Origin of the sequence: Rhizobium sp. C104 (assembly GCF_022354505.1) — a bacterium.
Taxonomy (GTDB): Bacteria; Pseudomonadota; Alphaproteobacteria; order Rhizobiales; family Rhizobiaceae; genus Rhizobium; species Rhizobium redzepovicii.
Genome location: NZ_CP092350.1, coordinates 179,535 through 204,007, shown reverse-complemented (window position 1 = coordinate 204,007; position 24,473 = coordinate 179,535). Strand labels below are relative to the sequence as shown.

Here is a 24,473-nt window from a genome sequence, read left to right as displayed (position 1 = left end):
AGTCGCCCTTCACCCAGGTTTCCACGTCGAGGGGGTGGTCGACGACGAAGGCAAAGCCGGCATTTCTGAGAATATCCGAACGCTTTTCAGCGTCCATCGTATTCAGATAAGCGTAGATGGCATCCTGGCAGTCCTGATAAGACTTGATGCCAAGATGAATGAGTTGACCGTCCCGCTGACGAATAGTGCAATCTGTGGAAAAATCGCCCGCATATGCCGGGGTCACAATCAGGTCGAACAGATTGAATCCCTGTTGCTGGGTGCAGCCTCCGAGAGATCCTCCATTCGCCAGCGCATCCAGGCCTGACTTGATGTTTGCAACTTCTTCCGGAGTCAGTTCCTTGTCCAGGAGGTACTTGTCGATGAAGCCACCTGGCTCGATCGCCTCCTTGATCCCGTTCCCGACGGCCTGCAAGCTGTTGCTGGACATATAAAAATCGAGATCCACATGCTTATCTTTTGTGATCTCGTAAGCTTTGTCGGGATCGCGGTTGAGTTCATCAAGAGGACGCGAGGATGTACCGTCATGTTCGAGCGCTTCCTGCTGTTCCTGATCGCGAATTACAATGTCACCTGAGCCGACCGTGGCGCGAACCGTCTGGCGAGTATCGTCAAGTTGGTAGGAGCCCTCCAGCGTGTGGTTGGTGGTGGAATTGCCGTTCTCGTCCTTGCCACTGGAAAGATCGATGCCGACGTCGACACTGAAGCCTTCATAGTTCATCCGGCCATCGAAGTTGTCATAGGTCAGCGTGCCGGTATCGAGGATGAGGTCGCCGGATTCGGAGACGATCTTGCCGGCACCCAGATGGGTATTGCCGGCGACCGTGACGTCCATCGCGCCAGTGGAAACGAGGCCAGACTGCTCGGTGATCCAGTTCGTTTCGCCGGAGCCGCTGCCGCCGCCGATCTGCACGCCGGAAAGGAGTTGGCCTCCGCCCAAGCTGAAGCCACCGGAGGCAGAGTGGTTGGAGCTTGCCCCGGTGTCGGGAACGGAGAGGATGGTTAGATCGCCGCCAACATTGGCAGTTACCGTGTCACCGGAAACCACCGCGCCCGCGAGACGGGCATCGTTTCCTGATTCAAGGATGATGTCACCAGTGCCGTTGACGTGAGTATTGACCTGAGTGGTTCCATTGGCGTTGGACTTGCCAACCGATGCGTCGGCGCCACCCGTCAGTCCCCCGCTGACACCATTGATGCCGATGCCGGCGGAAACGCCGAAGCTTGCGCCCCCTGACGCGCTGCTCGTCGACGAGCTATCAGTCGCCTGTGCGCTTTCGAGGATGATATCCTTGCCGGCCTTCAGCGTAATATCACCCGCGTTGTCATTATCAGAGATGACGACATTGCCGTCAGCATCGTAACCTGCAGCGATTTGTGCTCCATGACTCGTGAGATCCCCGGAGACTGCCTCGATCGTTACAGACCGCCCTCCGCGTATGTCTGTCAGGACCGGAACAGAGGTTTGCGCCGCCTCCTTTTCCTTCTGATAAGTGAAGCCTACCGTGAGCGACGCCGACCCGACGTTGCCACCCTTTGCAATTTTGTCGAGCGCATCATAGGCCTTGAGCGAGGCAAAGGCGGCGTTAGCTGCGGAATACCCATCAGAGATATTTGCAAGCTTCTGCGCCGCAACGCTCACGCTGTCAGCCGCGCTCACCAGGGAGGTTGAGACCGACAGGCTGATACCCGCGAAGAACTCTTCATGCAGGTGTTCGTAGTTTGTCTGATCTTGCGCCGAGAACAGATTGACGTCGCGTTCAGCAGTGATCCCAACATCGCCCTCGGCCGAGACGTTGGCGGCCTGCAGGTTGGCGTCGCGGCCGGCGGTGATCGTCAGGTCGTTGCCGGCGGAAAGCGTGGCCATCGCGTTGGTCTGCGAGCCTTGCTTCGTCGCGTCAGAAACCGACGACAGGCCGATACCAACGGAAAAGCCGCCGCTGCTCGAGCCGAAGGAAATGCCAAAGCCGGAGCGTTTTTCCTTTTCCTCGGACGAGGCGCTTTCGGCGCCCGGCGTTATGTTGACGTCGCGGGCAGCATCGAGGGTGATGTTCTGGTCGGCATAGATCTGCGAGCCGAGGATGTTGATGTCGGTATCGCGCGACTTGAGTGCGACATCCGTTCCGGCAGAAAGCACCGATGCCACGTTGAGCTCGGAGGCCTGCTTGCCGCTGTTCTGCTGGCTGCCGTAGATCGAAATGAAGCCTCCACCGCCGCCGACCCCGAAGCCGGACTTCTTGCGCGTGATCTCAAGCTCATGCTGCTCGGCCGCACCGATGACCGAGACGCTGTCGCCCTTGACGGAAATCGAACCATCCGCATACGCTTGTGAGCCAGCGATCACCGCAGCGCCGCCGGCATCCAGATTGATATTACCGGATGCCCCGAGTTCGGAAGCGACCGTCGTTTCGTCGTAACTCTTGTAGCTGGATGAGCCTTTGGACAGGAAGCCGCTGCGCGAGCCCTTGTCATCCTTGGCGCTGGTGTCCTTGCCGGAGGCGATGATGAGGTCGCCCTTGGTGGTGATGTTCAGGTTCGCGGCGCCGGCCTCATTGCCGGCTTCGATCTTCGAGGCCGAGATGACCGTGTCCTTGCCGGATTCAATGTCGACGCCGCCACCGCCTGTGATGGCGGAACCGACGGCCGTCGTCGTTTCCTGATGCGTAGTCGTCTTCTCGCTGCTGCCGAGGAAACCGCCCTTGATGCTGAGCTTGGTGTCGAGGGTCGCGGTGTCGGTGGCTTCGGCGATCGTTACGTCACCATCGGCCTTGAGAGCGACCTTGCCGTCGGCGGCGAGCTTGCTGCCGACGATGTTGAGGTCGTGATCGCCGCTGCCGCTGCCTGCCGTCACCGAGAGGTCGCCGCCCGCCGATATCTCTGAGCCGACATGGGTGATCGACGAGGCGGACTTCTTACCGAAGGAGGAACTCGGAGCGCTCCTGCGCGGCCGTGATGTTGATATCGTCGCCTGCGGAGAGCGCGACATTGCCGCCAGCCTTGACGGAGGAACCGGAGAGCAGGATGTCGTCGCCGGCCTTGATCGTCGCATTGGTGCCGGCGGATAGCTGCGATTGCTGCTGGTCGGTGGAGAGGGTCTTGGTGTAGCCGGATTGATTGTCGCGGGCGACATCGGTCGACACCACGGCCACCGAACCCTTGTCGGCAGTCACGTCGAGCGTCGTGCCCGCCTTGGCGGAGCTGCCGATGACGTTGACATTGTCGGTGGCCTTGATCGTCAAGGCCCCACCACTGGCGATCTGAGTGCCGGTGGCATTTTGTTGACCACTATTGTCGACCTTGGCCGCATCCAGCGTTACGTTTTTACCGGTGAGCGAAGCGTTGCCTGTGGCATTGACCTTGACGCCCGTCAGCGCCAGATCGCCGCTGCCGCCGGCAAGCTGCAGAGCGCCGCTTGCCGTCACGCCTGCATTGGTATTGACGACGTTCTGGCCGCCGATCGTCATCGTCTGGGCGGCGAGCGTGATGCCGTTGGTGGCATTGAGCGCCGTATCGCCGCGCGACAGGAACGTGCCGCTGCCCTGGATGGAGCTGCCGGAGACGGTAAGGCCGCCAGCCGACGCGATCAGGCCGGAATTGTCGAGATTGCCGACATTCATATTGACCGAGCCGCCCGCCATGGCCGCGCCGCCGCCGGAAAGCTTCTGTCGGTCAGCGGCGGCAACATAAACGACCGGAGCCAGCACCTGGACGCCGTTGACGGTCTGCCATTGGTAGAGGACGATCGACTCGGCCAGCGCCGCCGCCTGCTCAGGCGTGAGGCCTTGGCCGACGGCCAGGCCATGATCCTTGGCATAGGTGGCACCGTTGTCGAGCAGCGTCTTCATCTGCTCGATGGCGCTGTTGCCGGCGATGAACGTGCTTCTGCCGAGCCCTTCGCCGACGAGCTGCCGCAACTGCGTGTCGATCAGTTGGTTCTCGAAATAGGCATCTCCGAGGAAGGGAACCGTCGTCTCCGGCTGATAGCCGATTTTGTCCATGAAATAGCCGGAGCCATAGAAGGTGCCGACATCGAGGTAGGCTGCGCGGGTTTCGAACAGGAACGTCTGGTTGGCTATCTTGCCGCCGAAGCCGCCGGATTTCGGGTTGGCGGGAGGCGCAAGGGCGGCACCGCCGAGTCCCGAATTGACGTTGAACAGCGCACCGCCGGCGGTGAGGCCGGAGAGCGCCGACAGCGGATCGCCGGGATTGCCTGCCGCCGTGACGCTGGCGCCGCCGGCCATCGAGCCGGCCGCCGATGTGTTGCTGACGCTGCCGAAATCGACGGAGAGTGCACCGCCGGCCTTGATGTTGGCCGATACGCCGCCGATCGCCTCGACGGAGCTGACGATGGTCGAGCCGTTGGCGATGTTCTTCGAGGGATTGGCAGTGCCGTTGGCATTATAGGCGGTGCAGGCACCCTGGGCATGGCAGGTCGTCGTCGTCGTGCGGAAAAGGCTGACGCCGGTATTGGTCAGCGTCGAGCCCTTCAGCGTCGCGTCGCCGCCGGCCTCGATCGAGCTGTAGGCATTGGTGAGATTCGTGGCGTCGACAGTAAGGTTGCGGCTCGCGCGGATCGTCGCTTCCGGGCTGAGCGTGCCGACCAACCGGTCTTCGTAAACCGACTGGCTGAGGTGGGACGACCAATCCCAGCTATAGGTGGTGCTTTCATCCGAGCCGCTGAAATTGACCTCGTCGACGATGAAATAGCGCGACGGATTGTTGGGATCGACAACGGGATTACCGTTCGCGTCCCTTGGCACGCGGGCCCTGATCCATTCGATGATCGGCTCGACCTTTTCGGGTCCATCGGCCGAGATCCATGTCCATGCACGATAGGTCGTGCCGTCGGCAAGCGTCGCCTTCGACCAGAGCAGAGGCTGATAATCCTGCCACAGCCCCGGATCCACGCCGGCATAGAGCTGGTACATGTTCTGATCTGCGGTCTCGAGGTAGCCGAAAGGCAGTCCGGCAGCGACGGGATTGAGCGTAAAGCCGCTGACGACGCCTGACGAAACCAGCACCCCGGTCGTCCATTGCGGCGCAGTAGCCCGCTCGTTTGTCAGATTGCTGGTAAGGATGGACATGTCGTTTCCAGCCTGGATCAGACCGGAAATATTGGTGACTTCAGTGTTTCTTACTCCCGATGTCGTCCCGGCAATCTCAAGATCATTGCCGGCGAGGATGGCGCCTTGATTGTTCGTGAGCACCCCGCCGATGAACAGGCCCGCGTCGTGACCGGCATAGGCAAGGCCCGTGGCGCTGTTGGTGAAATCGTCGGAAATGTTGAATGTTAAATCGTGGCCGGCAGCCAATTGCCCGGCATTGGTCAGCGACGGCAGCGTCAGAGTCAGGTTGTTGGCGGCGAGCAGCGCCGTGCCGACCGTTGTCGAGAGGCTGGAAGCGTTGATGTCGATGTCGCCCGAACCGCCGGCATTGGTAACGGCATTGATCCTGGTGCCGCTGAGATCGGCAGCATCTGATAGATTGAGAGTGAGCCCCCCGAGAGTGATGCTGTTATTGCTGAGATTGGCGCTATCGGCGTTGAGCGTCAGCGTGCCGCCCGCAGCGATGTTGCCTGCGCCGCCATTGGAGAGATCGATAGTGGTGGTGGTGAGCGTCAGGTTTCCCTTGGCGCTGGTGGGATTGCCGTAGCTGATCTGGCCGGCAGCGAAGAGATCGGCACTGCCGAGGCTCTGCAGCTTGGTATAGGCGAGATTCTGGCTGGCATTGGCCGAAAGATCGCCGCTGCTCAGCAGCGCGTTGGAAACGGTGATCGAACCATTCGTGGCGGCAAGGCTTATGTCGCCCGCCGGCTGTAGCACCAGTGCGGCATTGGCGGATTGGGCGGTGGCGGCGAGATCGACGCCGGAGGCGATCGTCGCGGCTGCGATCGAACGACCCGAAGCCGTGACGTCGCCCTCAGCCAGGACATCGCCCGATACGGCGATGTCGGCGCCGGCGGAAAGCGTGAGATTGTTGCCGCTGACAAGCGAGGCCGCGGCGATCGAGCCTGATGTCGCGGTGATCGACAGTGCATCGCCGCTCTTTGCCGCACCGGCAATCTGGATGTCGCCCGAGGTGGCGGACAGGGTAAGGATCTGCCCAGCCATGACGCTGCCGGCAGCAATGCCGCCCGAAGACGACATCAGCACGCTGGCGGCGCTGTTGACCTCGCCGCCGACACTCAACAACCCGCTGCCGCTCGACAGCAGGATATCGTCATCGGCGGCGACCGTATCGAGGGTGATGCCCTGATCCGCTTGAACGGCGACCTTTGCCTTCGACGTGACCTTGGAAGCCGTCACCTTCGCCTTCGAGGAGATCGAAACGCCCTGCTGGCCAGAGACGTTGCCGAGCGAGATCTTGCCGTCGGCAGACAGAGACAGCTCGCCGGCATTGGCGGCCATGTCGCCGCGCATGCGCACGCCGGCGCCCTTTTCGGTGACGACGATCTTGATGCGGTCGGCCTGCATGGCGCCGAGCGCCGAACCGTCGATCGCATATTCCGGTGTGCCTGATGTCGCCGCAAGCGGCGTGGCGTCGCCGGTAGCATAATCGAATTGATTACGGCCAGCCGTGACGCGAAGGTCTTTGCCGTAGACCGCGCCGTTGACGTGCACGGAGCGCGAGACGATATCGAAGAGGTCGACCGCGCCAAGCCCGGCGGCGAAATTGCCACCATTCGGTCCGATGGTGACGTCGCCGCCCTTGACGGTAAAGCCGTTGAGCCTGCCGTCGCCGCCGATATCAGGCGCGCCTGTCGTCAACGTCGCATGCGGCGTGTTGATGAAGCCGCAGCCGTCGCAGGTGATGCCGTTCGGGTTGGCGATGATGACGTCGGCTTTCCCGCCGAACACCTCGATCGCACCGTTCAATGCCGAGCGGTTGCTGCTGATCACCTCGTTGAGGATGACCGATGCCGGACCGGAGCTGTTGAGATTGGGGTTGCCCGGCGTGACACCGCCGAGATTGGAGTTGCCGACCTCGCCCTTGAAGTTGTTGAGGATGAGGCCCGGCGTGCCGACGTTGAAATCGTCGTATTTGTTATGCGACAGGCCCTTGCTGTTCGGCGTGACGATGTCGATGAGCGGCACGCCGTTCGGCGCCGTGCCGACGCCCGGCTGGTTGGCGGTCGGCGCCGTGGTGCTGGCCGAGACCGACTGGGCGTTGGCCAGCATCGGCTGGAGGACCAGCAGCGCGCTGAGCACCATCGCAAGCGAGCGATGGGCAAGCCTGCCGAGCCGGCAGCCAAGACCCTTGCCATTCGAACCAAGACCGGTTTTTTCACGCATCGTTTCGTCTTTCCAAACGCACAACTGGTTTTTGTCTCGACATCAATCACGGCCGGCGCTGCCTTCCCCGGCAGCGCCTCGCCTCGTCTCGTTATTTCTGGGTGAGCCAGGTCTTCACATTGCGGGTGAAGGACTTGGAGAGGCGCTGTGCCATGACATCAGGCGCGCCGGACGTGGTCGCAGCATTGACCGCGACTGCGATGATCACGCCGTAACCGCTTCCGCGCATGGAGAGGTCTTCGCCATGGATGTTTTGCGCTTGGGCGATCAGTTGCCCGGTCTTGGCATCCTCCAGCCGAACGGTTCCGTCGATCATGCTGTCGTGACCACCGATTATGCGGGCCTGCTTTGTGGTGACGTCGAACACATGCAGCGTCACGACCAGCCTGCCCCTGTTAGGGCCACCCGGCACGCCGATCAGTTCCTTCGACATCGTGGCTTGGAGGGTGCGAACCGCGTCGGAGACCTGCTGGTCGGGCTTGTCGCCAAAACCGAATGTCTTGACGTCGGGAGCCAGCTCGATCCGGATCTCGCGCACGGACGTCCGCTGCAGGGCGGCAATCAGCCGAGGATCTGTCCTGGTGGTGACGCAGGACGCCAGGGTCGCCGCCAAAAGGAGAAGGGTTAGAAAACGCACGATACGCATAAGCAACTCCAGGGTTCATTCACGAGTTCAGTTCGTCTGCGGGCTCAGTTCCGGCTGTTGGACGACGAGGCCGGCTTTGGTTTGCTGTCGAGATGCTTGTAGAGTTCGGTCAGCTGAGACTTCGGCGCCGGGCAGCCTTTCGATTTGGCGATGCTGGCCAGGACATTGTTCCTGTTGCGCAAGGCATCGATCTCGACCTTCTCAGGCGATTTCGGGTCCATGAAAAACAGCGCGGGCAGAAACAGCAGCACACCGGTCGCTCCAAGCACGATGTTCTTCCCCTGCGCATCGGTGCGCTCCTTCACCGTCGAGGAGATCTGCCGCTCGTTGGCCTCGAATTCACGCGCGATGCCGGCGCAATCGAAGGCGCTGTCGGACGGGTTGGTCGAAGCGACCGGACGGGCCTCCCGCCCGGCGCAGCCGGCAAGCGACATGGAAAGAGCAAGGATCAGCGCCGTCGATCTTGAAAGGGTTTTGGCGGGCTTGTTCGTCGAAATACTGCGGGTGGTCATTGTCCTGCTTTCGTTACCAATGAGCGGATGCGCTGAAATAAAAGAGCCCGCCGTCGACATCGTCGAGGCTGCTTGCAACAATGTCGGAATAGCCGAGGTCGGCGCTGATATTGCCGCCGACGGTGCGGATGCCGGCCGTCCAGCCGGCGAGGTTGCCGCCTGATATGTCGAAGCGTTTCTGCGCATAGACATGGCCGTAGTCGAAGCCGAGATAGGGGCGCAGTTCGCCGAATGCCTTGGCGGCCGCGCCGCCGCTTTCGTTGGACTTCGTTCTCCAGACGATCTCGTTGTGGCTGAACATGCCGTTGTTGCCGAAGAGCACGCCTTCGCGCGTGCCGCGGACATTGCCGTAGCCGCCGAGAGAGATCTGTTCGGCACCGAGCAGATTGTCCGGGGAATATTGACCGCTGAGCAGCGAGGTGAATTCGAACTGCCGGCCGGCCGCCTGGAACGGCTGTGTCACGCTGACGGTGGCGTTGAATTTCGAAAATCGCGGATCGGCGTTGCCGGCGCCGGGATCGCCGGGGTCCACCGCATCGAAGAGACGGAGCCCCTTGTCGAGGCTGGCGTCGAACATCCAGATGCCGCCGAACATGCGGCGGGAATGGGAAATGCCGATATCACCGACCGTATAGCGGCGGCTGCCGACCTCGATCAGATTGCCGAGCAGGAAGTTGTTGGTCTGCTTGTAGGTCAGGCCGCTGCGGACGGTTGTGATCGAATCCTTGTCGCGAGAGATAACGCGATCGATGCCGAGACCGGCCTGCCCCGAATTGCCGGAGGTTTCGAGCGTGCTGAAGTTTCCCTCGACCGCACTTTCATATTGGTACCAGGAGCCGTTCAGCGACAGGGTGGAGTAGCCGTAGGGCACGCTGACGCTGCCGGAATAGCTGTTGCCGTAGCCATTTCCGTCATTCTCCCACGGATAGCTCGGGCCGCTGTGCTCGTAGGAGAAATTCCACTGGTCATTGATGCCGAGCAGGTCATCGTAGCCGAGCGATGCCGAGCTGCGGGAAAAGCCGGTGCTCTCCTGCCCCATATTGTTGTTGCCGAAGGAGACGTGCCAGGGCCGGCCCGGACGGTTTTCGATGTTGAGGATCGAGGTTCCGTCCTTCGGGCCGGGTAGCATCGCCGATTTGGCGTCGTTGGCCTGCAGCCGGTTCATCTGGTCGAGCCCCTGCTCGATATCGCGGATATTGACGACGCGGCCGATCAGGCCGGGAAAGGCGGTCGCCAGCGAAGCATTGCCGGCCACTTTCCGGCCATTGAGATAGATGTCGGAGAGCGTGCCTTCGACGACCAGCAGACGGAGGATCCTGGTCGTGCGGATATCCTGCTGCGGCACATAGGCGCGCGAGGTCACATAGCCATGATCGATATAGAGATGCGTGACATCCCTCAGGACCGCATTGATCTCGGCGAGGCCGACGCAGCGATTGCCGTAAGGCGCCGTCACCTTACCGATCTCCTGGGCCGACAGCAGGCTCGCCCCATCGATCTCGACCCGCGTGATGTCGAAACAGGCGCCGTTGCCCGGTGCGGCGGGCAAAGCGCCGTTTTCCGCATCCGTGCCGCCGCCTGGTGTGGCGCGCCGCAGGGCATCCAGCCGCTGCGTCTGCGACTGCTCTTCCTGGCGGCGGTTGAAATCATCGGCAGGCGTTTGCGCGTAAGCGGGGGCGATCACCACTGCGAGGGCGGCGCCGGCAATCAGAAAGTATCGAATTTCTGTGGTCATCGGTGAAATTCGGCTACTTCGCGGCGACGGACTGAAGCTCGTCGAGGGCCGGCTTCAGCCCCTTCAGCGAGAAGCGGATATTGACGTCCTGGCCGTTCATCAGCCGCACCAGCCCCTCGGCCGCCGCGCCCTTCTTCAGCGCCGCAGTCATCTTGGTATCCAGCGCCAGCTGCGCCCAGCATCCGGTCTGGTTGCAATTGCGGTAATCGAGCTTGGCGACGGGCTTGCCGTCGGCCTTGATCGACAGGCCCGAGGGCAGGAAAACATTGAGCGGCAGAAGGGCGGTCAGCATCAGCCGCGCCTTGCCCTTGCCTTTGTCGGAAGGCGCGGCAGGCGCCGGCGGCGCGGATATCGCCAGCGTCAGGATATTGACGGGTTTGCCGTCCTTGGTGACTTGCGCCACCTGTGCGACTTCGCAGGCCTCGGTGCCTGCCGAACCCGTGCAGCGATAATACCAGTCGTCGAATTTTTGCGATTTTATCGCCGGCGCAGGTTGCGCCGGCGCCTGTTCCGGTTCTTGACCATCAGGAGATTGCGAAAAGGATGGGCTCGCGCAGGCGATCGATATCAGAATGGGGGCGATCGTCCAAAGGACCCTCTTCATGCCGCTTTTCAAAAATTTCTTCATTTAAAATGCAACTTCAGGAAGATTTTATTTGGGTTGGAAGTCATATCGCTACAATCCGCAATTTGGTCAACCTTAACGTGTCAGCACGGTAAAGTTTGCGTTAGGTATTTATTTCGCGTTCTGGGAGATTACGCTCAGTTTGCCCGAGACCCCATTCGCAACGAAATCGCCAACAGATTCCGAAATTCGAATAAAACCGCTTGGCGAGGGACATGAGACGATGCGCAACTTACGCGAAGCTGGTCACCTGCTCGTTTTTATTGAAAATCAGGCGTATAATCGGATAGGATGAATAATTCCGCATCGGCGGACATCCAGAAAAATCTGCGAAAGATGAGCCGTACTCATTTTGAAGAAAAGACGTTCCAAGGCGCCGGCTTTATCCCCGATGCCGCCCACGAATACTGAGATGTATTTCAGAAATTCGTCACACCCGCGGGTTGCTGCGACTGTTCTTCTCGGAAGGGAAAGGACAACCGAATGGTGAAAAGGCGGCGGCCAATGCAGCCTGGGACGGAATCCGCGGGCCGTATTCGGGAAAACCTGATCAAGACCCGAATCGGCGGCAAGCTCTCGGCCCCCGTAAAGCCCGGGCCTCGCCGTCGAGGATGATAGCGTGCCCGCAGCGGACTTCACGCGCCGCGCCGTCGCAGCACTGTCATTTTCGAGATGACATCCGCCCCGTTCTCTGCGAAAAAGAGCGCGATGAGAGACAGGGGCGTTCGTCGACAGACGGGCTGAGAAGCACCCTTCGAACCTGAACCGGATAATGCCGGCGGAGGGAGTCGCTCGGGGTCGCGGCTTAGCCCGCACGATTTACCCCGTGCCCGCCCCCGCCTGAAAGGGGCCACATGCAGACCAGGAGCACACCAGGAGCCATGCTGAAGGCGATGCGCGAAAAGCCGCCGCTCGTTCAGTGCATCACCAATTATGTCGCGATGAACGTCGCCGCCAATGTTCTCCTGGCCGCCGGCGCCTCGCCGGCCATGGTGCATGCGGCTGAGGAAGCCGGTGAGTTCGCCGGCCTCGCCAGCGCGCTGACCGTCAATATCGGCACGCTGTCGACGCAATGGATCGACGGCATGCAGGCGGCGGCGAAGGCGGCGACCTCGGCCGGCAAACCCTGGGTGCTTGATCCGGTCGCCCATTATGCCACTGCCTTTCGCCGCGACGCGGTCGCTGCTCTGCTGGCGCTCAAGCCGACGATCATCCGCGGCAATGCTTCCGAGATCATCGCGCTTGCCGGCGGCGAGAGCCGCGGCCAGGGTGTCGACAGCCGCGATCCGGTCGAGCAGGCCGAAGGTTCGGCGCGATGGCTGGCCGAGCGCCAGCAGGCGGTCGTCGCTGTCACCGGCGCTGTCGATTTCGTCACCGACGGCGAGCGGGCGGTGCGCATCACAGGCGGATCGGCCTTGATGCCGCAGGTCACCGCGCTTGGCTGCTCGCTCACCTGCCTCGTCGGCGCCTTTGCCGCCACCGTGCCCGAGGATATGTTCGGGGCGACGGTCGCAGCCCTTTCAACCTTCGCCATCGCCGGCGAGGAGGCAGCACTCGGCGCGGCCGGTCCCGGTTCCTTCGCCTGGCGCTTTCTCGATGCGCTGCACGCCCTCGACGCCGAAACGCTCGATGCCAGGGCAAGGATATCGGCTGTATGAAGACCTTCGATCTTTCGCTCTATCTCGTTCTCGATCCCGACCTCTGCGCGGGGATCGGCATGGTCGAGACCGCGCGCCGTGCCGTTGCCGGCGGCGCGACGATGGTGCAGCTGCGCGACAAACATGCCGGCACGGCCGGAATGATCGAGACCGGACGCGCCTTGAAACAGGCGCTTGATGGCACCGGCGCCCGCCTCGTCGTCAACGACGATGTCGAGGCGGCGATCGCCATCGGCGCCGACGGGTTGCATATCGGCCAGGAGGATATGGATGCGGCGACAGCGCGGGCGATGATCGGTCCCGACATGATCCTCGGCCTGTCGGTCGAAACCGCGGCGCTTGCTGCTGCCGTCGATCCCGATCTCGTCGACTATACCGGCGTCGGGCCGGTGTTTGCGACGCCGACCAAGGCCGACCACAAGCAGCCGATCGGTTTTGACGGTCTTGCCAAACTGGTGGCGGTCTCGCCGGTGCCCTCGGTTGCCATCGGCGGGCTCAAGGCGGAGCATGTGGCCGAAGTCTTTGCCGCAGGCGCAAGCGGGCTTGCCGTCGTCTCCGCCATTTGCGGCGCGCCGGATCCGGAAGCCGCCACACACCGCATCGCCGCAGAAATTCGAAAGGCCCGCGCATGATCCGCAACGTCCTCTCCATCGCCGGCTCCGATCCCTCCGGCGGCGCCGGCATCCAGGCCGACCTCAAGGCCTTTTCCGCCCGGGGCGTCTACGGCATGGCGGTGCTGACGGCGCTGACGGCGCAGAACACGCAAGGCGTCAGCGGCGTGCATCTGGTGCCGCCTCCATTCGTCGCCGATCAGATCAATGCCGTCTTTGCCGATGTGCGCGTCGATGCCGTCAAGATCGGCATGATCGCCAATGCCGGCATCGCCGAGGCCGTCGCCGCCGCACTCGACGCAGCTGTGGCCGCAGCACCGGCCGACCGCCGCGGCATTCCCATCGTCATCGATCCCGTGATGATCGCCAAGGGCGGGGCCGCCCTGCTTGCGCCCGAAGCCGTCGACGTGCTGAACCGCCGGTTGCTGCCGCTCGCCACACTGCTGACCCCGAACCTGCCTGAAGCCGCCGCCCTGCTGCACCAGCCGGTCGCGACGAACCGGGCCGAGATGGCGGCGCAGGCCGAAGGCCTGCGGGCGCTCGGTCCGGCCGCCGTGCTGGTCAAGGGCGGCCATCTCGACAGCGACGACAGCCCCGACGTGCTTGCCACAGCCGACGGCCTGCACTGGTTCGAAGCCCGGCGGGTGCCGACCAAGAACACCCACGGCACTGGCTGCACGCTGTCGAGCGCGTTGGCGGCCGAGCTTGCCAAGGGCGCCTCGGTGCCGGAGGCGGTCGCCATCGCCAAGGATTACCTCGCCGGCGCGGTCGCCGCCGCCGGAAGCCTCACCGTCGGCTCCGGCCACGGGCCGGTGCAGCATTTTCATGCGCTTTGGAAAGTGACGGGATAAGCATCCATCATCGACGCACCCCTTTCAATCGAAACGGCTCGGGCTCCCCGGGCCGTTTTTGCGTTCGGCAGCCAGCTTGCTTTTGATCGAGAGCATCATGGCGAGCAGCATCGCGCCATTTGAAAAACGCAGTTGACAAGCTCAGCCAGATAGCCAAGTCTATGACATTAAAAGGGGATATATTCCGCAATAACGGAATACGAGGAGGAATGACCGGTGCCAGACCTGCTTGTGAGTCTATACTCCACAAAGCTTGCCGATCTGAATCGGAAAGCCGATCTTGTCGGTGTCTCCATCCGACCGGCCCTCCCCCGGAACTGCATCTCGTCGTCGACTGGGTTCGCCAGCAGTTCAGCGAAAACTGGGCGAGCGAAGTCTCCGTCGCCTTCTCCCGCCAGCCGGTTGGCTGCCTGATCGCCGTCGACGGCGGCAAGCTGCTCGGCTTTGCCTGCTACGACACGACGGCGCGCGGCTTCTTCGGCCCGACCGGCGTCGACCCGCAAGCCCGCGGCAAGGGTATCGGCCTCGCCCTGTTTTCCGCCTGCCTGCAGACCATGAAGACGCTTGGCCATGCCTATGCCTTCATCGGCGATGCCGGCCCCGTCGATTTTTACGCGAAGACCGCAGGCGCCATCATCATCCCCGCCCCCGACAAGGGCATTTACGAAGGCATGCTGAGACGCACGCCGACCTGACCATCTGATCCCGGAGTTACAGAATTGTCCTCGACCCCGCTCGCCCTTTTCGTCGGCCTTCCCAATCCAGTCCTTTCGGATGATGAATTCGCCCTGTTTCGTGAGACCAATCCGATGGGCCTCTTCGTTGGCCGGCGAAATCAGCGCGAGCCGGAGCAGACGAAGCGGCTGATCGAACGCTTTCGCGAAGCCGTCGGCCGCGACGATGCGCCTGTTTTCACCGACCAAGAAGGCGGCCGCGTGCAGCATCTCGATGCCGGCCCCTGGCCGCTGTTCCGCAGCTTCGGCCAGTTCGCCGAACTTGCGCGCCGCGATTTCGCGCTCGCCAAAAAAGCATTGCGCCTTTCCTCCCAGGCCATGGGGGCGATGATGACGGAACTTGGCCTTTCCAGCGGATGCTCGCCCGTGCTCGACCTCGTCTTCGAGACGACGAGCGCTGTCATCGGCGCCCGCTCTTTCGGCCCCGATCCTGATGTCATCGCCGCCCTCGGCCGCGAGGTGATCGACGGCCTGCTCGAGACCGGCAACATGCCGGTGATGAAGCACATTCCCGGCCATGGCCGCGCAACGCTTGATTCCCACAAGGAACGCCCGGTGGTCGATGCCAGCCGCGAGACGCTCGCTGCGACGGATTTCAAGCCCTTCGTGGCGCTGAAGGATACGCCCTGGGCCATGGTTGCCCACGTCGTCTACTCGGCCTACGACAAGGAATTGCCGGCCTCCATCTCGCCGGTCATGCACGACCTCATCCGCAACGACATGGGGTATGACGGCGTGCTGATTTCCGACTGCATCTTCATGGAATCGCTCTCCGGCACCCTGCCGGAACGCGTCAAACAGGTGCTCGACGCCGGCTTCGACATCGCCCTCCACAGCCATGGCGACGTCAGGGAAAGCGAAGCCGCCGCCAGGGCGGCCCGGCCGCTGACGGACGCAGCTCTCAAGCGGATTGCCGCCGGCAAGGCCCGCCTCGGCAATCTCAAGATCGATGTCCGCGCAGCCCATGCTGAAGTCGAAGACATGTTTGCAAGCGCGCTGGTTTCCTGACCGGCGCGCCATCTCTCACCGCATAAAAAAGGGGAATAAGACATGAAAAAATATCTTCTTGCCGCCGCCCTGACGCTGCTTTCGGGCTCCGCCATGGCGCAAACGGTCCTGACGGCGAATATCGAACCGGCGACGACCTGGGTGCGCAACTTCAACCCGTTCAACCAGACCTCGTCGCGCCAGTCGACGCTCGATTTCATCTATGAGCCGCTGGTTATCTTCAACCGCTTCGACAGCAACAAGCCGGTCTATCGCCTGGCCGAAAGCTTCAAGCTCTCCGACGATCTGAAAAGCATCGATTTCAAGCTGCGCCCGAACCTGAAATGGTCTGATGGGAAACCGCTGACCGCAGCCGACGTCAAGTTCACCTATGATTATCTGAAGAAATTCCCGGCGCTCGACTTCGTCAGCATCTGGAGCTTCATCACCGATGTCAAAGCCGTCGACGATCAGACGGTGCGCTTCACGCTCGCCAATCCGAGCTCGCTTGCCGCCGAGCAGATTTCACAGCTGCCGATCGTTCCGGAACATGTCTGGAAGGATGTTGCCGACCCGGTCACTTTCGCCAACGAGAACCCGGTCGGCAGCGGCCCACTGACCGAGGTTCCGCGCTTCACCGGCCAGACCTACGACCAGTGCCGCAACCCGAACTATTGGGACAACGCCCATCTGAAGGTCGATTGCCTGCGCTTTCCGCAGCTTGCCGACAACAACCAGATGCTGACGGCAACGGCCGACGGCACGCTCGACTGGGGCGTCTCCTTCATTCCCGATATCGACAATGTCTATGTTTCCAAGGATCCGGCCCATTTCCACTATTGGTATTCGCCGAGCAGCATGGTCGCCTTCCTGTTCAACCTGGAAACGGCAAACGAGAACAACAAGAAGGCCTTCAACGACCTGAAATTCCGCCGGGCCGTCTCGATGGCGCTCGACCGCAAGACGATGATCGACGTCGCCGGCTACGGCTATCCGACGCTGAACGAAGATCCCGGCCTGATGGGCGAACTTTACAAGAGCTGGGCGGACCCCTCCGTCAAGGCTGATTTCGGCAAATTCGCCACCTATGATGCTGACGCCGCCAAGGCCCTGCTCGACGAAGCGGGCTATAAGGACAAGGACGGCGATGGTTTCCGCGACAATCCCGACGGCAGCAAGATCTCTTTCTCGATCATCGTGCCCAGCGCCTGGACCGACTGGATCGACACCGTCAATCTCGCCGTCGAAGGCATGCAGGCGGTCGGCATCGACGCCAGGATCGAAACGCCTGAAGAAGCCGTCTGGACCGGCAACCTTATCAACGGCACCTTCGATGCGGCGATCAACAGCCTGCCGGCCTCGGCCTCGCCCTATTATCCCTATAAGCGCGCCTTCAGCGCTTCGGACAAGGGCAAGACCCGCTTCACCGCGCAGCGCTGGTTCAATCCCGAGGTCGAAAAGCTCGTCACCGAGTTCACCCAGACCGCGGATCTTGCCAAGCAGAAGGACGCGATGAACAAGGCGCAGCGTATCGTCGCCGAGAACATGCCGATGATTCCGGTGTTCAACAATCCGAACTGGTATCAGTACAACACCAAGCGTTTCACCGGCTGGTCGACCAAGGAAAATCCCTTCGTCAATCCGTCGATCTCACGGACCAATCCGGCACGCCTCCTGAACCTGCTCGCGCTCGAGCCGGTCAAGTAAGACACCTCCCGGGAGCGGCGTCAGAGCATGATGCCGAAAAGTGTAAGCGGTTTTCGGATGACATCACGCTCATCCAGAAGCGCCGCTCCCGTCACGACGGAGTTCTCATGGCTTTTCTGCTTCGCCGCCTCGTCTTCTACATGGCAGCCTTCATCGCCGCAGCGACGATCAATTTCTTCCTGCCGCGCCTGATGCCGGGCGATCCCGTGCAGATCATGTTCTCGAGCGCCGGCACCGAATTGCCGCCGGAAAGCCTGCAGGCGCTGAAGCTCACCTTTGGCTTCGTCGACGGGCCGCTCTGGCAGCAATATCTCACCTATCTCGGCAGCATCTTCACCGGCGATCTCGGCCGCTCGATCAAATATTTCCCGCTACCGGTCACCTCGGTGCTCGGTCATGCCCTTATCTGGACCGTCAGCCTGATGGGCACAGCGACGATCATCAGCTTTGCGCTCGGCACCCTCCTCGGCATCGCCGCCGCCTGGCGCCGCGGCAGCAGGTTCGATGTTGTCGTCTCCGTCGGCGCGATTTTCGCGACATCGGTGCCGGCCGTCGTCACCTCGCTGATCGTGCTCTTCATCTTCGGCTTCACACTCGGCTGGTTCCCGAACGGCTATGCCGCCGATCCATCGCTCGATCCGGCCTTCAGCCTGCAATATCTCGGCAGCGTCGCCTATCACGGCGTCCTGCCGATGGTCACGCTCTGCACCGTGCTGATCGGCGGCTTCACCGTGACCATGCGCAACAACATGATCAACCTGCTCGGCGAGGACTATATCGTCATGGCCCGCGCCAAGGGCCTTTCCGACCGGCATGTGATGCTCTGGTATGCGGCGCGCAACGCCCTGCTGCCGACCATCTCCAGCCTTGCCATCGCCATCGGCACCATTCTCGGTGGCTCGCTGGTGACCGAGGTCGTCTATAACTATCCCGGCCTTGGCAATATTCTCTACCAGGCGATCCTCGCCCGCGATTACCCCGTCATCCAGGGCCAGCTCCTCATCATGACGGCGACCATGCTGATCGCCAATTTCATCGTCGACGTCAGTTATATCCTGCTCGACCCGCGGCTGAAGGGAGCGTGAGATGAAGAGCCTGCTGCGAAACCGCAAGGCGCTCACCGGCCTCGTCATCATCGCCGTCATCGTCATCGTCGCGATCGCAGCACCGCTGCTGACGCAATACGATCCCGCCGCCCGCACCGGGCGGCCGCACCGGCCGCCGTCGCTCGACCATATTCTCGGCACCACCCGCATCGGCCAGGATGTCTTTGCCCGGCTGATCTACGGCGCCCGCACATCGCTCGCCGTCGGCTTCGGCGCCGGGCTGCTGATCACCCTCGTCGGCACCGCGCTCGGCATCATCTCCGGCTATCGCGGCGGCAAGACCGACGAGATCATCAGCTTTTTCACCAATATGGTTCTGGTCGTTCCCAATCTGCCGCTGCTGCTCGTACTCGCCGCCTTCATCGGCCAGGCAAGCCCCGTGGTCATTGCGCTGATCCTGGGGGCCACGTCCTGGGCCTGGGGCGCCCGCGTCACCCGCGCCGAAACGCTCTCCGTCAAACACAAGGATTTCGTCAAATCCGCCGAGATGATGGGCGAGCCGCAATGGCGGATCATGACATTCGAGATCTTTCCCAACGTGATATCGATCGTCGGCATCAATTTCATCGGCAGCGTCATCTTCGCGATCATCACCGAGGCGACGCTCGAGTTTCTCGGCCTCGGCGACCCCAGAGCGATCTCCTGGGGCACCATGCTCTACAATGCGCAGAAGGCCTCTGCCCTTTCGGTCGGCGCCTGGTGGGATATCCTCACCCCCTGCTTCGCGCTCGCCTTCCTCGGCATCGGCATGTCGCTGCTGAATTTCGCCGTCGACGAGATTGCCAATCCGCGGCTGCGCACCGGCAATCACCCGAAGCGCTGGTCGCTGCTGGTCCGTTCCGGGGAGGGCCGCCTGTGACGCAGCCGCTGCTGTCGGTGAGAAATCTCACCATCGATTATATCGGCGAGCAGAAAGATTTCCGCGCCGTCGACGACGTCAATTTCGACGTCGCACCCGGCGAGGTTTTCGGGCTCGCCGGCGAATCCGGCTGCGGCAAGAGCACCATCGCCTTCGCCATCAGCCGCCTGCACAAGCCGCCGGCGCTGATCCGCAAGGAAAGCCGCATCCTGCTCGACGGCCGCGATGTGCTCGATCTCGACCAGCAGGCGCTTGCCGCCTTCCGCTGGCGCGAGGTCGCCATGGTCTTCCAGAGCGCCATGAACTCGCTGAACCCGGTGCTGCGCATCGAGACGCAATTCTACGACATGCTGCGCACCCACAAGGGCATGAGCCGTGCTGCGGCCCGCGAGCGCACCGCCGAAATGCTGAGGCTCGTCGATATCGCGCCGGATCGCATGCGCGACTACCCGCACCAGTTTTCCGGCGGCATGCGCCAGCGCATCGTCATCGCCATCTGCATGGCGCTCGATCCGAAGCTGGTCGTCATGGACGAGCCGACGACGGCGCTCGACGTGGTCGTCCAGCGCGAAATCCTGCAGCGCATCAACGAGCTGCGCCGCCGCTTCGGTTTCTCGGTGTTGTTCATCACTCATGATCTCGGGCTGATGGTGCAATTCTGCGACCGCATCGGCATCATGCTGTCAGGCAGGCTGGTGGAGCAGAACGCGGCCGTGGCGATCTACCGGACGCCGCAGCACGACTATACGAAAAGGCTCTGGGCCTCCTTCCCCTCGCTTCACGGAGGAGTGCTGCTATGAGCGACGCCATCCTCGCGCTCGACACCGTCGCCAAGAGGTTCGGCCATGGTTCGGCGGCCGTGCATGCGGCGCGCGCCATTTCCTTTTCGCTGCACGCCGGCCGGGCGCTGGCACTCGTCGGCGAATCCGGCAGCGGCAAGACGACCTGCGCCCGCATGGCGATGCGCGAATATCTGCCGACATCGGGCCGCATCCTCTATAAGGGCCGGCCGGTCGAGGCGGCGAACTCCGCCGAAATCGGCCGCTACCGCCGCTCGGTGCAGATGATCTTCCAGGACCCCTTCGCCTCGCTCAACCCCGCCCATACCATCGCCTTTCATCTCCGGCGGCCGCTGAAGCTGCATCGCCCGGAGATCAAAGGAAGCGAGATCGACGTCGCGGTCCGCGAACTGCTGACGCGCGTCAGGCTCGATCCCGATCTCGTCGCGCCAAAATATCCGCATGAACTCTCCGGCGGCCAGCGCCAGCGCGTTAACATCGCCCGCGCGCTTGCGGTCCAGCCGGAGGTGATCGTCGCGGACGAGCCGACCTCCATGCTCGACGTCTCGGTCCGCCTCGGCGTATCGAATCTGCTGAACGAGATGAAGCAGGAGATGAATCTCGGCCTGCTCTATATCACCCATGACATCGCCACCGCCCGCTATGTCGCAGAAGATATCGCCGTAATGTATGCCGGCCAGATCGTCGAATGGGGCAGCACCGCAAGAGTGATCGACAATCCGCTGCATCCCTATACAAGGCTGCTGCTCTCCGCCGTGCCCGATCCGGACGTCCGCTTCGAGGACCCGAAGGCACGCCTCAGGCCCGAGGAGGTGGAGGACATCCGCCGCCGTTCCGCTGCGCCGCAGGACGAGATCGTCGAAGCGGAGCCGCAGCATTTCATACGGATGATCTGAGGCGCCTCAGCTGAGTTCCTGGGCGAGTCCGAGGAGAAGCCCTTCGGGGCCTCTTATGTAGCAGAGCCGATATGTGTCTCCATACTGGACGACTTCGCCGACGAGCTGCGCGCCACGCGCGCGAAGCCTTTCAAGCGTGTCGTCGATGTCCTCAACGGTGAACATGACGCGGAGATAGCCAAGCGCGTTGACCGGAGCGTTGCGGTGATCTGCGACGACATCAGGCATCAGGAAGCGGGAGAGCTCGAGCCGGCTGTGGCCATCAGGTGTGCGCATCATGGCGATCTCGACACGCTGATCGCCCAGTCCAGTGATCCGCCCCGCCCATTCTCCTTCGATCATGGCCCGTCCTTCGAGCTCGAGGCCGAGTTCGCCAAAGAAATCAATCGCCACTGCGAGGTCTTCGACGACGATGCCTACATTGTCCATCCGCTTGAGCGCCATGTTTCCAATCTCCAAAAGTGTCGTTGCAATCTCCGAGGCGTCGCCTCGTGCAACAAAGGACGTGTGAGGATTCCCAGCGCCGACAACCATCCGAGCATAATTCGCTGCTCTTGGCATCGGAAGCTTGAATCATGGACCGCCTCTAGCCACCGCCCCGCCTTCAAACGGTCCCGAGGCCTGCTGACTGGCCCCGCTCATCACCCTACGCCAGGGGACGGTTCTTTCAAATGAGGCGAAACCGTCATGCTGCCCTGGATCCAGCTCGATTCCGCGACCATTCCCGGCGAAGGCGGCGAACTCAGGCTGAAGCAGCGCGGCAGCGAGTTCTCGATCATGCTCGGCGCCAACGAGCTGATGAACAGCCGCCTCAGCGGCTCGGAAGAAGCGCTGGCGACCCTTTCCTGGGAGCGGATCAAGGGGCATCCGAAACCGAAGGTCCTGATCGGCGGCCTCGGCATGGGCTTTACCCTGCGCGCCGCCCTCGCCATCCTTCCCGAAAATGCCGGCGTCACCGTCGCCGAACTGGTGCCGGCCGTCGTCGCCTGGGCGCGCGGGCCGATGGCCGAGGTCTTCAAGGGCTGTCTCGACGATCCGCGCGTCGCCATCCATCAAGGCGATGTCGGCGAGGCGATCCGTGCCGGCAAGGAGGCCTATGACGCCATCCTGCTCGATGTCGACAATGGCCCGGATGGGTTGACCCGCAAATCCAACGATCGGCTCTATGATTTCGCCGGCCTGCGCGCCGCCCGCGACGCGCTTCGCCTCGGCGGCGTGCTCGCCGTCTGGTCGTCCGGCCCCGACCCCGATTTTACCCGCCGCCTGAGGGACAGCGGTTTTTCCGTCGATGCGGTCAACACCCGCGCCAACGGCAAACGCGGCGGCGCCCGCCATGTGATCTGGCTGGCGGTGAAGCCGGCCCGCTGACTAAAGCACCGTAATCAACTGGCCGACGCGATCCTGCGGGCGGCATTGATGGCGCGGCGGGCGCCTGCGCGCAACTGCGTGGTCTCGGCGCCGGCGATGACCAGGTCGAAGCCGAATTTCAATAGTTCGCCGGCCCGCTCGCCGTCGGCGGCGAACGCGCAGGCGAATTTGCCGTGGGCGCGGCAGCGCGCGACGGCATGCTGCATGGCGCTGTCGATTTCGGCAGCGTTCGGCGCCACCTGATCACCGTTCGACAGCGCAATCGAAAGATCGGAAGGGCCGATGAAAATGCCGTCGATGCCGGTCACATCGAGAATGCCGTCGATCGCATCGAGCGCGGCGCGGGTCTCGATCATGGCGATGGCAACGGTGAGCGCATTGGCGTTCTTCAAATAATCGTCGCCCGACAGGCCGGTATGATTCAGCGCCAATGACGGCCCCCAGCTGCGCTCGCCGACGGGCGGATATTTCGTCGTCCGGACCAGGGCTCTCGCATCGTCTGCCGAATTGATCATCGGCGCGATGATGCCGGTGGCACCAGCGTCGAGCAGCCGCGAGGCGGAAGCGAAATCGCCGACTGGGATGCGCGCCAGGGCCGGTTTGCCGGCCAGGCGCACCTGCGCGATGCCATTGGCCGCCGACGGCATGTCCCACATGCCGTGCTGCATATCCAGCACGACGGCATCGAAGGCCTCCTGCGCCAGATGGTTGACGAGCATGGGGTCGGGAATGCCGACCCAGGCGGAGATCATCCCGCCCCGGCTGCCCCTGATCCGGTTCGCAAAGCCGTCTATGTCAGCTGCATCCATGCCATTCTCCCACAATTCTTCAGACCGCCGGCGGCCATTGCTGCCAGGCAGCGGCGGCGGTTCAGACTCTCCGGCGCAGTCGCGAGACGATGAGCATGACAGCAATGCCGGCTGCGGCGAGAATGGCACCCCACAACACCCAGATCGTTTGAGCGATCATGAAGCTCGACGCCGGATAAGGAAAATAGCCGCTTCCCTGTCCGATCCAGATCAGCCCGAGGAGGACCATCAGCAGTCCGATGATATATCCGATCGTTCGCATGCTTGCGTCACTTTCGCTATGGATTCGTTCCCACAATGTCGGCCGCCGCCGCCGATGGCAAGGGTTCTGCTGCGGAGAATAATCCACGTCAGCCGTTCCCTCCGACTTCGCCCATCAGCCAGGCGCCGAGGCTTTCGCTATGCGGGCTTGGAGATCGCGGCGGCACCAGCCAGTAACCGCGGTCCTGCGCCTCGAGCGGCGGGCCGGCTTCGACCAGCATGCCTGCTTGGAGCAGCGTATCGACGAGCCCCATCCAGCCGATCGCCACGCCCTGCCCGCTCAACGCAGCCTGAATGACCAGCGAATAGGTATTGAAGCTGATATCGCCGCGGCCGGCATGGCCGTCGCGCAGGACGGAGAATTCGGTCAGATAACTGCGCCAGTCGAACCAGGGTGATGGCATCGGCGTGTCGAGATGGATCAGTACCGCCTTGGCAAGCTGCCTCGCATCCTCGCACGGGCCGTTGCGATCGAGAAATCCCTGCGTGCAGACCGGCACAACCTTTTCACGCAGCAGAAGCGTACCGATGGCGCCGAATTCCGCCCGCGTGCCGAAAACGACAGCGACATCCGCTTCGTCGCGAAAACCGGCTGAAAATCGCTGCGTCGCGACGATCTGGATGTCCGTTTCCGGATGAAGAAGCCGAAAGCCGTCCATGCGCGGGATCAGCCAAAGCGATGAAAAGGCATAGTCGGTTCTGAGCCGAACAACTGGTCGTTGGGCTTCGGCGCGGAAACTGCGGGCGAGCGCATCGATGTCACCGACCACTTTGGCGGTGACGTCGAGAAGCCGTTCACCTTCGGCAGTCAGCGTCACGCCGCGATGCTGGCGGCGCAGCAGGCTGACGCCGAACTGCTCCTCCAGCCGGCGGATCTGGTAGCTGACGGCCGGCTGGGTAAGCCCGAGCAGCGCTGCAGCCGACGAAAAGCTCCCGAGTCTCGCGACCTCAACGAAGATGCGCATCCATCCAAGCTCAAGCGGGTGGTCTGGCATAAAAATTCCTTTATGCAGGCA

18 protein-coding genes, 2 pseudogenes and 1 riboswitch are annotated in these 24,473 nt (G+C 62.5%); of the genes and pseudogenes, 11 read left to right on the top strand and 9 right to left on the bottom strand.

Annotated elements, in window-relative coordinates; all coding sequences use genetic code 11:
- Positions 1-820: 820 nt before the first annotated feature.
- From MF410_RS25390 to MF410_RS25370, 5 genes and pseudogenes are all read right to left on the bottom strand, one after another.
- Positions 821-7,292, bottom strand: a pseudogene (locus tag MF410_RS25390) (hemagglutinin repeat-containing protein); the annotation flags it as partial.
- Between the two features lie 91 nt (positions 7,293-7,383).
- Positions 7,384-7,938: a hypothetical protein gene (locus MF410_RS25385; RefSeq protein WP_097628993.1), complete on the bottom strand. Its 555-nt coding sequence runs from the start codon at positions 7,936-7,938 to the stop codon at positions 7,384-7,386.
- A gap of 44 nt (positions 7,939-7,982) precedes the next feature.
- The gene (locus MF410_RS25380) at positions 7,983-8,450 is read right to left on the bottom strand and encodes a hypothetical protein (protein ID WP_097628992.1); all 468 of its coding nucleotides are present in this window, start codon (positions 8,448-8,450) and stop codon (positions 7,983-7,985) included.
- Positions 8,451-8,463: 13 nt separating this feature from the next.
- Entirely contained in the window at positions 8,464-10,185 is a 1,722-nt protein-coding gene (locus MF410_RS25375; RefSeq protein WP_239620610.1) for a ShlB/FhaC/HecB family hemolysin secretion/activation protein, read from the bottom strand.
- A gap of 13 nt (positions 10,186-10,198) precedes the next feature.
- Positions 10,199-10,813 carry an invasion associated locus B family protein gene (locus MF410_RS25370; RefSeq protein WP_097628990.1) on the bottom strand — a complete coding sequence of 205 codons (615 nt, stop codon included), beginning with the start codon at positions 10,811-10,813 and terminating at the stop codon, positions 10,199-10,201.
- A gap of 704 nt (positions 10,814-11,517) precedes the next feature.
- Positions 11,518-11,614, top strand: a riboswitch (TPP riboswitch).
- 50 nt (positions 11,615-11,664) lie between these two features.
- On the opposite strand from MF410_RS25370, the gene thiM reads away from it, so the two are divergent.
- From thiM to MF410_RS25320, 10 genes and pseudogenes are all read left to right on the top strand, one after another.
- Positions 11,665-12,468 (top strand): hydroxyethylthiazole kinase, encoded by an 804-nt coding sequence (thiM, locus tag MF410_RS25365; RefSeq protein ID WP_222148554.1) that lies wholly within the window; start codon positions 11,665-11,667, stop codon positions 12,466-12,468.
- Entirely contained in the window at positions 12,465-13,100 is a 636-nt protein-coding gene (gene thiE / locus MF410_RS25360; protein ID WP_222148555.1) for a thiamine phosphate synthase, read from the top strand. Before thiM ends, thiE begins: the two co-directional genes overlap by 4 nt.
- A complete protein-coding gene (gene thiD / locus MF410_RS25355) occupies positions 13,097-13,930 on the top strand; it encodes a bifunctional hydroxymethylpyrimidine kinase/phosphomethylpyrimidine kinase (protein ID WP_097628987.1) in 834 nt (277 codons plus the stop codon). The genes thiE and thiD overlap by 4 nt, the downstream gene beginning before the upstream one ends.
- A 216-nt stretch (positions 13,931-14,146) precedes the next feature.
- A pseudogene (locus MF410_RS25350) lies at positions 14,147-14,625 on the top strand (GNAT family N-acetyltransferase).
- A 24-nt stretch (positions 14,626-14,649) separates the two neighbouring features.
- Entirely contained in the window at positions 14,650-15,672 is a 1,023-nt protein-coding gene (locus tag MF410_RS25345; RefSeq protein WP_222148556.1) for a glycoside hydrolase family 3 N-terminal domain-containing protein, read from the top strand.
- 42 nt (positions 15,673-15,714) lie between these two features.
- Positions 15,715-17,358 carry an ABC transporter substrate-binding protein gene (locus tag MF410_RS25340; protein ID WP_183778112.1) on the top strand — a complete coding sequence of 548 codons (1,644 nt, stop codon included), beginning with the start codon at positions 15,715-15,717 and terminating at the stop codon, positions 17,356-17,358.
- Between the two features lie 107 nt (positions 17,359-17,465).
- The gene (locus MF410_RS25335) at positions 17,466-18,443 is read left to right on the top strand and encodes an ABC transporter permease (protein WP_222148557.1); all 978 of its coding nucleotides are present in this window, start codon (positions 17,466-17,468) and stop codon (positions 18,441-18,443) included.
- Position 18,444: 1 nt separating this feature from the next.
- On the top strand, positions 18,445-19,323 hold the full coding sequence (locus tag MF410_RS25330) for an ABC transporter permease (RefSeq protein ID WP_239620608.1): 879 nt from the start codon (positions 18,445-18,447) through the stop codon (positions 19,321-19,323).
- A complete protein-coding gene (locus MF410_RS25325; RefSeq protein ID WP_222148559.1) occupies positions 19,320-20,123 on the top strand; it encodes an ABC transporter ATP-binding protein in 804 nt (267 codons plus the stop codon). The genes MF410_RS25330 and MF410_RS25325 overlap by 4 nt, the downstream gene beginning before the upstream one ends.
- On the top strand, positions 20,120-21,019 hold the full coding sequence (locus MF410_RS25320; protein WP_239620607.1) for an ATP-binding cassette domain-containing protein: 900 nt from the start codon (positions 20,120-20,122) through the stop codon (positions 21,017-21,019). Before MF410_RS25325 ends, MF410_RS25320 begins: the two co-directional genes overlap by 4 nt.
- 6 nt (positions 21,020-21,025) lie before the next feature.
- Here MF410_RS25320 and MF410_RS25315 read toward each other — a convergent pair whose 3' ends face one another.
- Entirely contained in the window at positions 21,026-21,463 is a 438-nt protein-coding gene (locus tag MF410_RS25315; protein WP_012555158.1) for a VOC family protein, read from the bottom strand.
- A 243-nt stretch (positions 21,464-21,706) separates the two neighbouring features.
- On the opposite strand from MF410_RS25315, the gene MF410_RS25310 reads away from it, so the two are divergent.
- On the top strand, positions 21,707-22,387 hold the full coding sequence (locus MF410_RS25310) for a hypothetical protein (RefSeq protein WP_222148561.1): 681 nt from the start codon (positions 21,707-21,709) through the stop codon (positions 22,385-22,387).
- Between the two features lie 14 nt (positions 22,388-22,401).
- On the opposite strand, the gene MF410_RS25305 is transcribed toward MF410_RS25310, so the two are convergent.
- The 3 genes from MF410_RS25305 to MF410_RS25295 all read right to left on the bottom strand — a co-directional run bounded on the left by MF410_RS25305 (position 22,402) and on the right by MF410_RS25295 (position 24,452).
- Positions 22,402-23,196 (bottom strand): aldolase/citrate lyase family protein, encoded by a 795-nt coding sequence (locus MF410_RS25305; protein WP_222148562.1) that lies wholly within the window; start codon positions 23,194-23,196, stop codon positions 22,402-22,404.
- A 61-nt stretch (positions 23,197-23,257) separates the two neighbouring features.
- On the bottom strand, positions 23,258-23,458 hold the full coding sequence (locus MF410_RS25300; protein WP_222148563.1) for a hypothetical protein: 201 nt from the start codon (positions 23,456-23,458) through the stop codon (positions 23,258-23,260).
- A gap of 88 nt (positions 23,459-23,546) precedes the next feature.
- Positions 23,547-24,452: a LysR family transcriptional regulator gene (locus MF410_RS25295; protein WP_183778098.1), complete on the bottom strand. Its 906-nt coding sequence runs from the start codon at positions 24,450-24,452 to the stop codon at positions 23,547-23,549.
- Positions 24,453-24,473 lie beyond the last annotated feature (21 nt).

Excerpts from the sequence above, each read along its gene's own strand:
- MF410_RS25385 (WP_097628993.1), bottom strand. The coding sequence starts at position 7,938 with ATGCGTATCGTGCGTTTTCTAACCCTTCTCCTTTTGGCGGCGACCCTG.
- MF410_RS25380 (WP_097628992.1), bottom strand. The coding sequence starts at position 8,450 with ATGACCACCCGCAGTATTTCGACGAACAAGCCCGCCAAAACCCTTTCA.
- MF410_RS25375 (WP_239620610.1), bottom strand. The coding sequence starts at position 10,185 with ATGACCACAGAAATTCGATACTTTCTGATTGCCGGCGCCGCCCTCGCA.
- MF410_RS25370 (WP_097628990.1), bottom strand. The coding sequence starts at position 10,813 with ATGAAGAAATTTTTGAAAAGCGGCATGAAGAGGGTCCTTTGGACGATC.
- thiM (WP_222148554.1), top strand. The coding sequence starts at position 11,665 with ATGCAGACCAGGAGCACACCAGGAGCCATGCTGAAGGCGATGCGCGAA.
- thiE (WP_222148555.1), top strand. The coding sequence starts at position 12,465 with ATGAAGACCTTCGATCTTTCGCTCTATCTCGTTCTCGATCCCGACCTC.
- thiD (WP_097628987.1), top strand. The coding sequence starts at position 13,097 with ATGATCCGCAACGTCCTCTCCATCGCCGGCTCCGATCCCTCCGGCGGC.
- MF410_RS25340 (WP_183778112.1), top strand. The coding sequence starts at position 15,715 with ATGAAAAAATATCTTCTTGCCGCCGCCCTGACGCTGCTTTCGGGCTCC.
- MF410_RS25335 (WP_222148557.1), top strand. The coding sequence starts at position 17,466 with ATGGCTTTTCTGCTTCGCCGCCTCGTCTTCTACATGGCAGCCTTCATC.
- MF410_RS25330 (WP_239620608.1), top strand. The coding sequence starts at position 18,445 with ATGAAGAGCCTGCTGCGAAACCGCAAGGCGCTCACCGGCCTCGTCATC.
- MF410_RS25320 (WP_239620607.1), top strand. The coding sequence starts at position 20,120 with ATGAGCGACGCCATCCTCGCGCTCGACACCGTCGCCAAGAGGTTCGGC.
- MF410_RS25315 (WP_012555158.1), bottom strand. The coding sequence starts at position 21,463 with ATGGCGCTCAAGCGGATGGACAATGTAGGCATCGTCGTCGAAGACCTC.
- MF410_RS25310 (WP_222148561.1), top strand. The coding sequence starts at position 21,707 with ATGCTGCCCTGGATCCAGCTCGATTCCGCGACCATTCCCGGCGAAGGC.
- MF410_RS25305 (WP_222148562.1), bottom strand. The coding sequence starts at position 23,196 with ATGGATGCAGCTGACATAGACGGCTTTGCGAACCGGATCAGGGGCAGC.
- MF410_RS25300 (WP_222148563.1), bottom strand. The coding sequence starts at position 23,458 with ATGCGAACGATCGGATATATCATCGGACTGCTGATGGTCCTCCTCGGG.
- MF410_RS25295 (WP_183778098.1), bottom strand. The coding sequence starts at position 24,452 with ATGCCAGACCACCCGCTTGAGCTTGGATGGATGCGCATCTTCGTTGAG.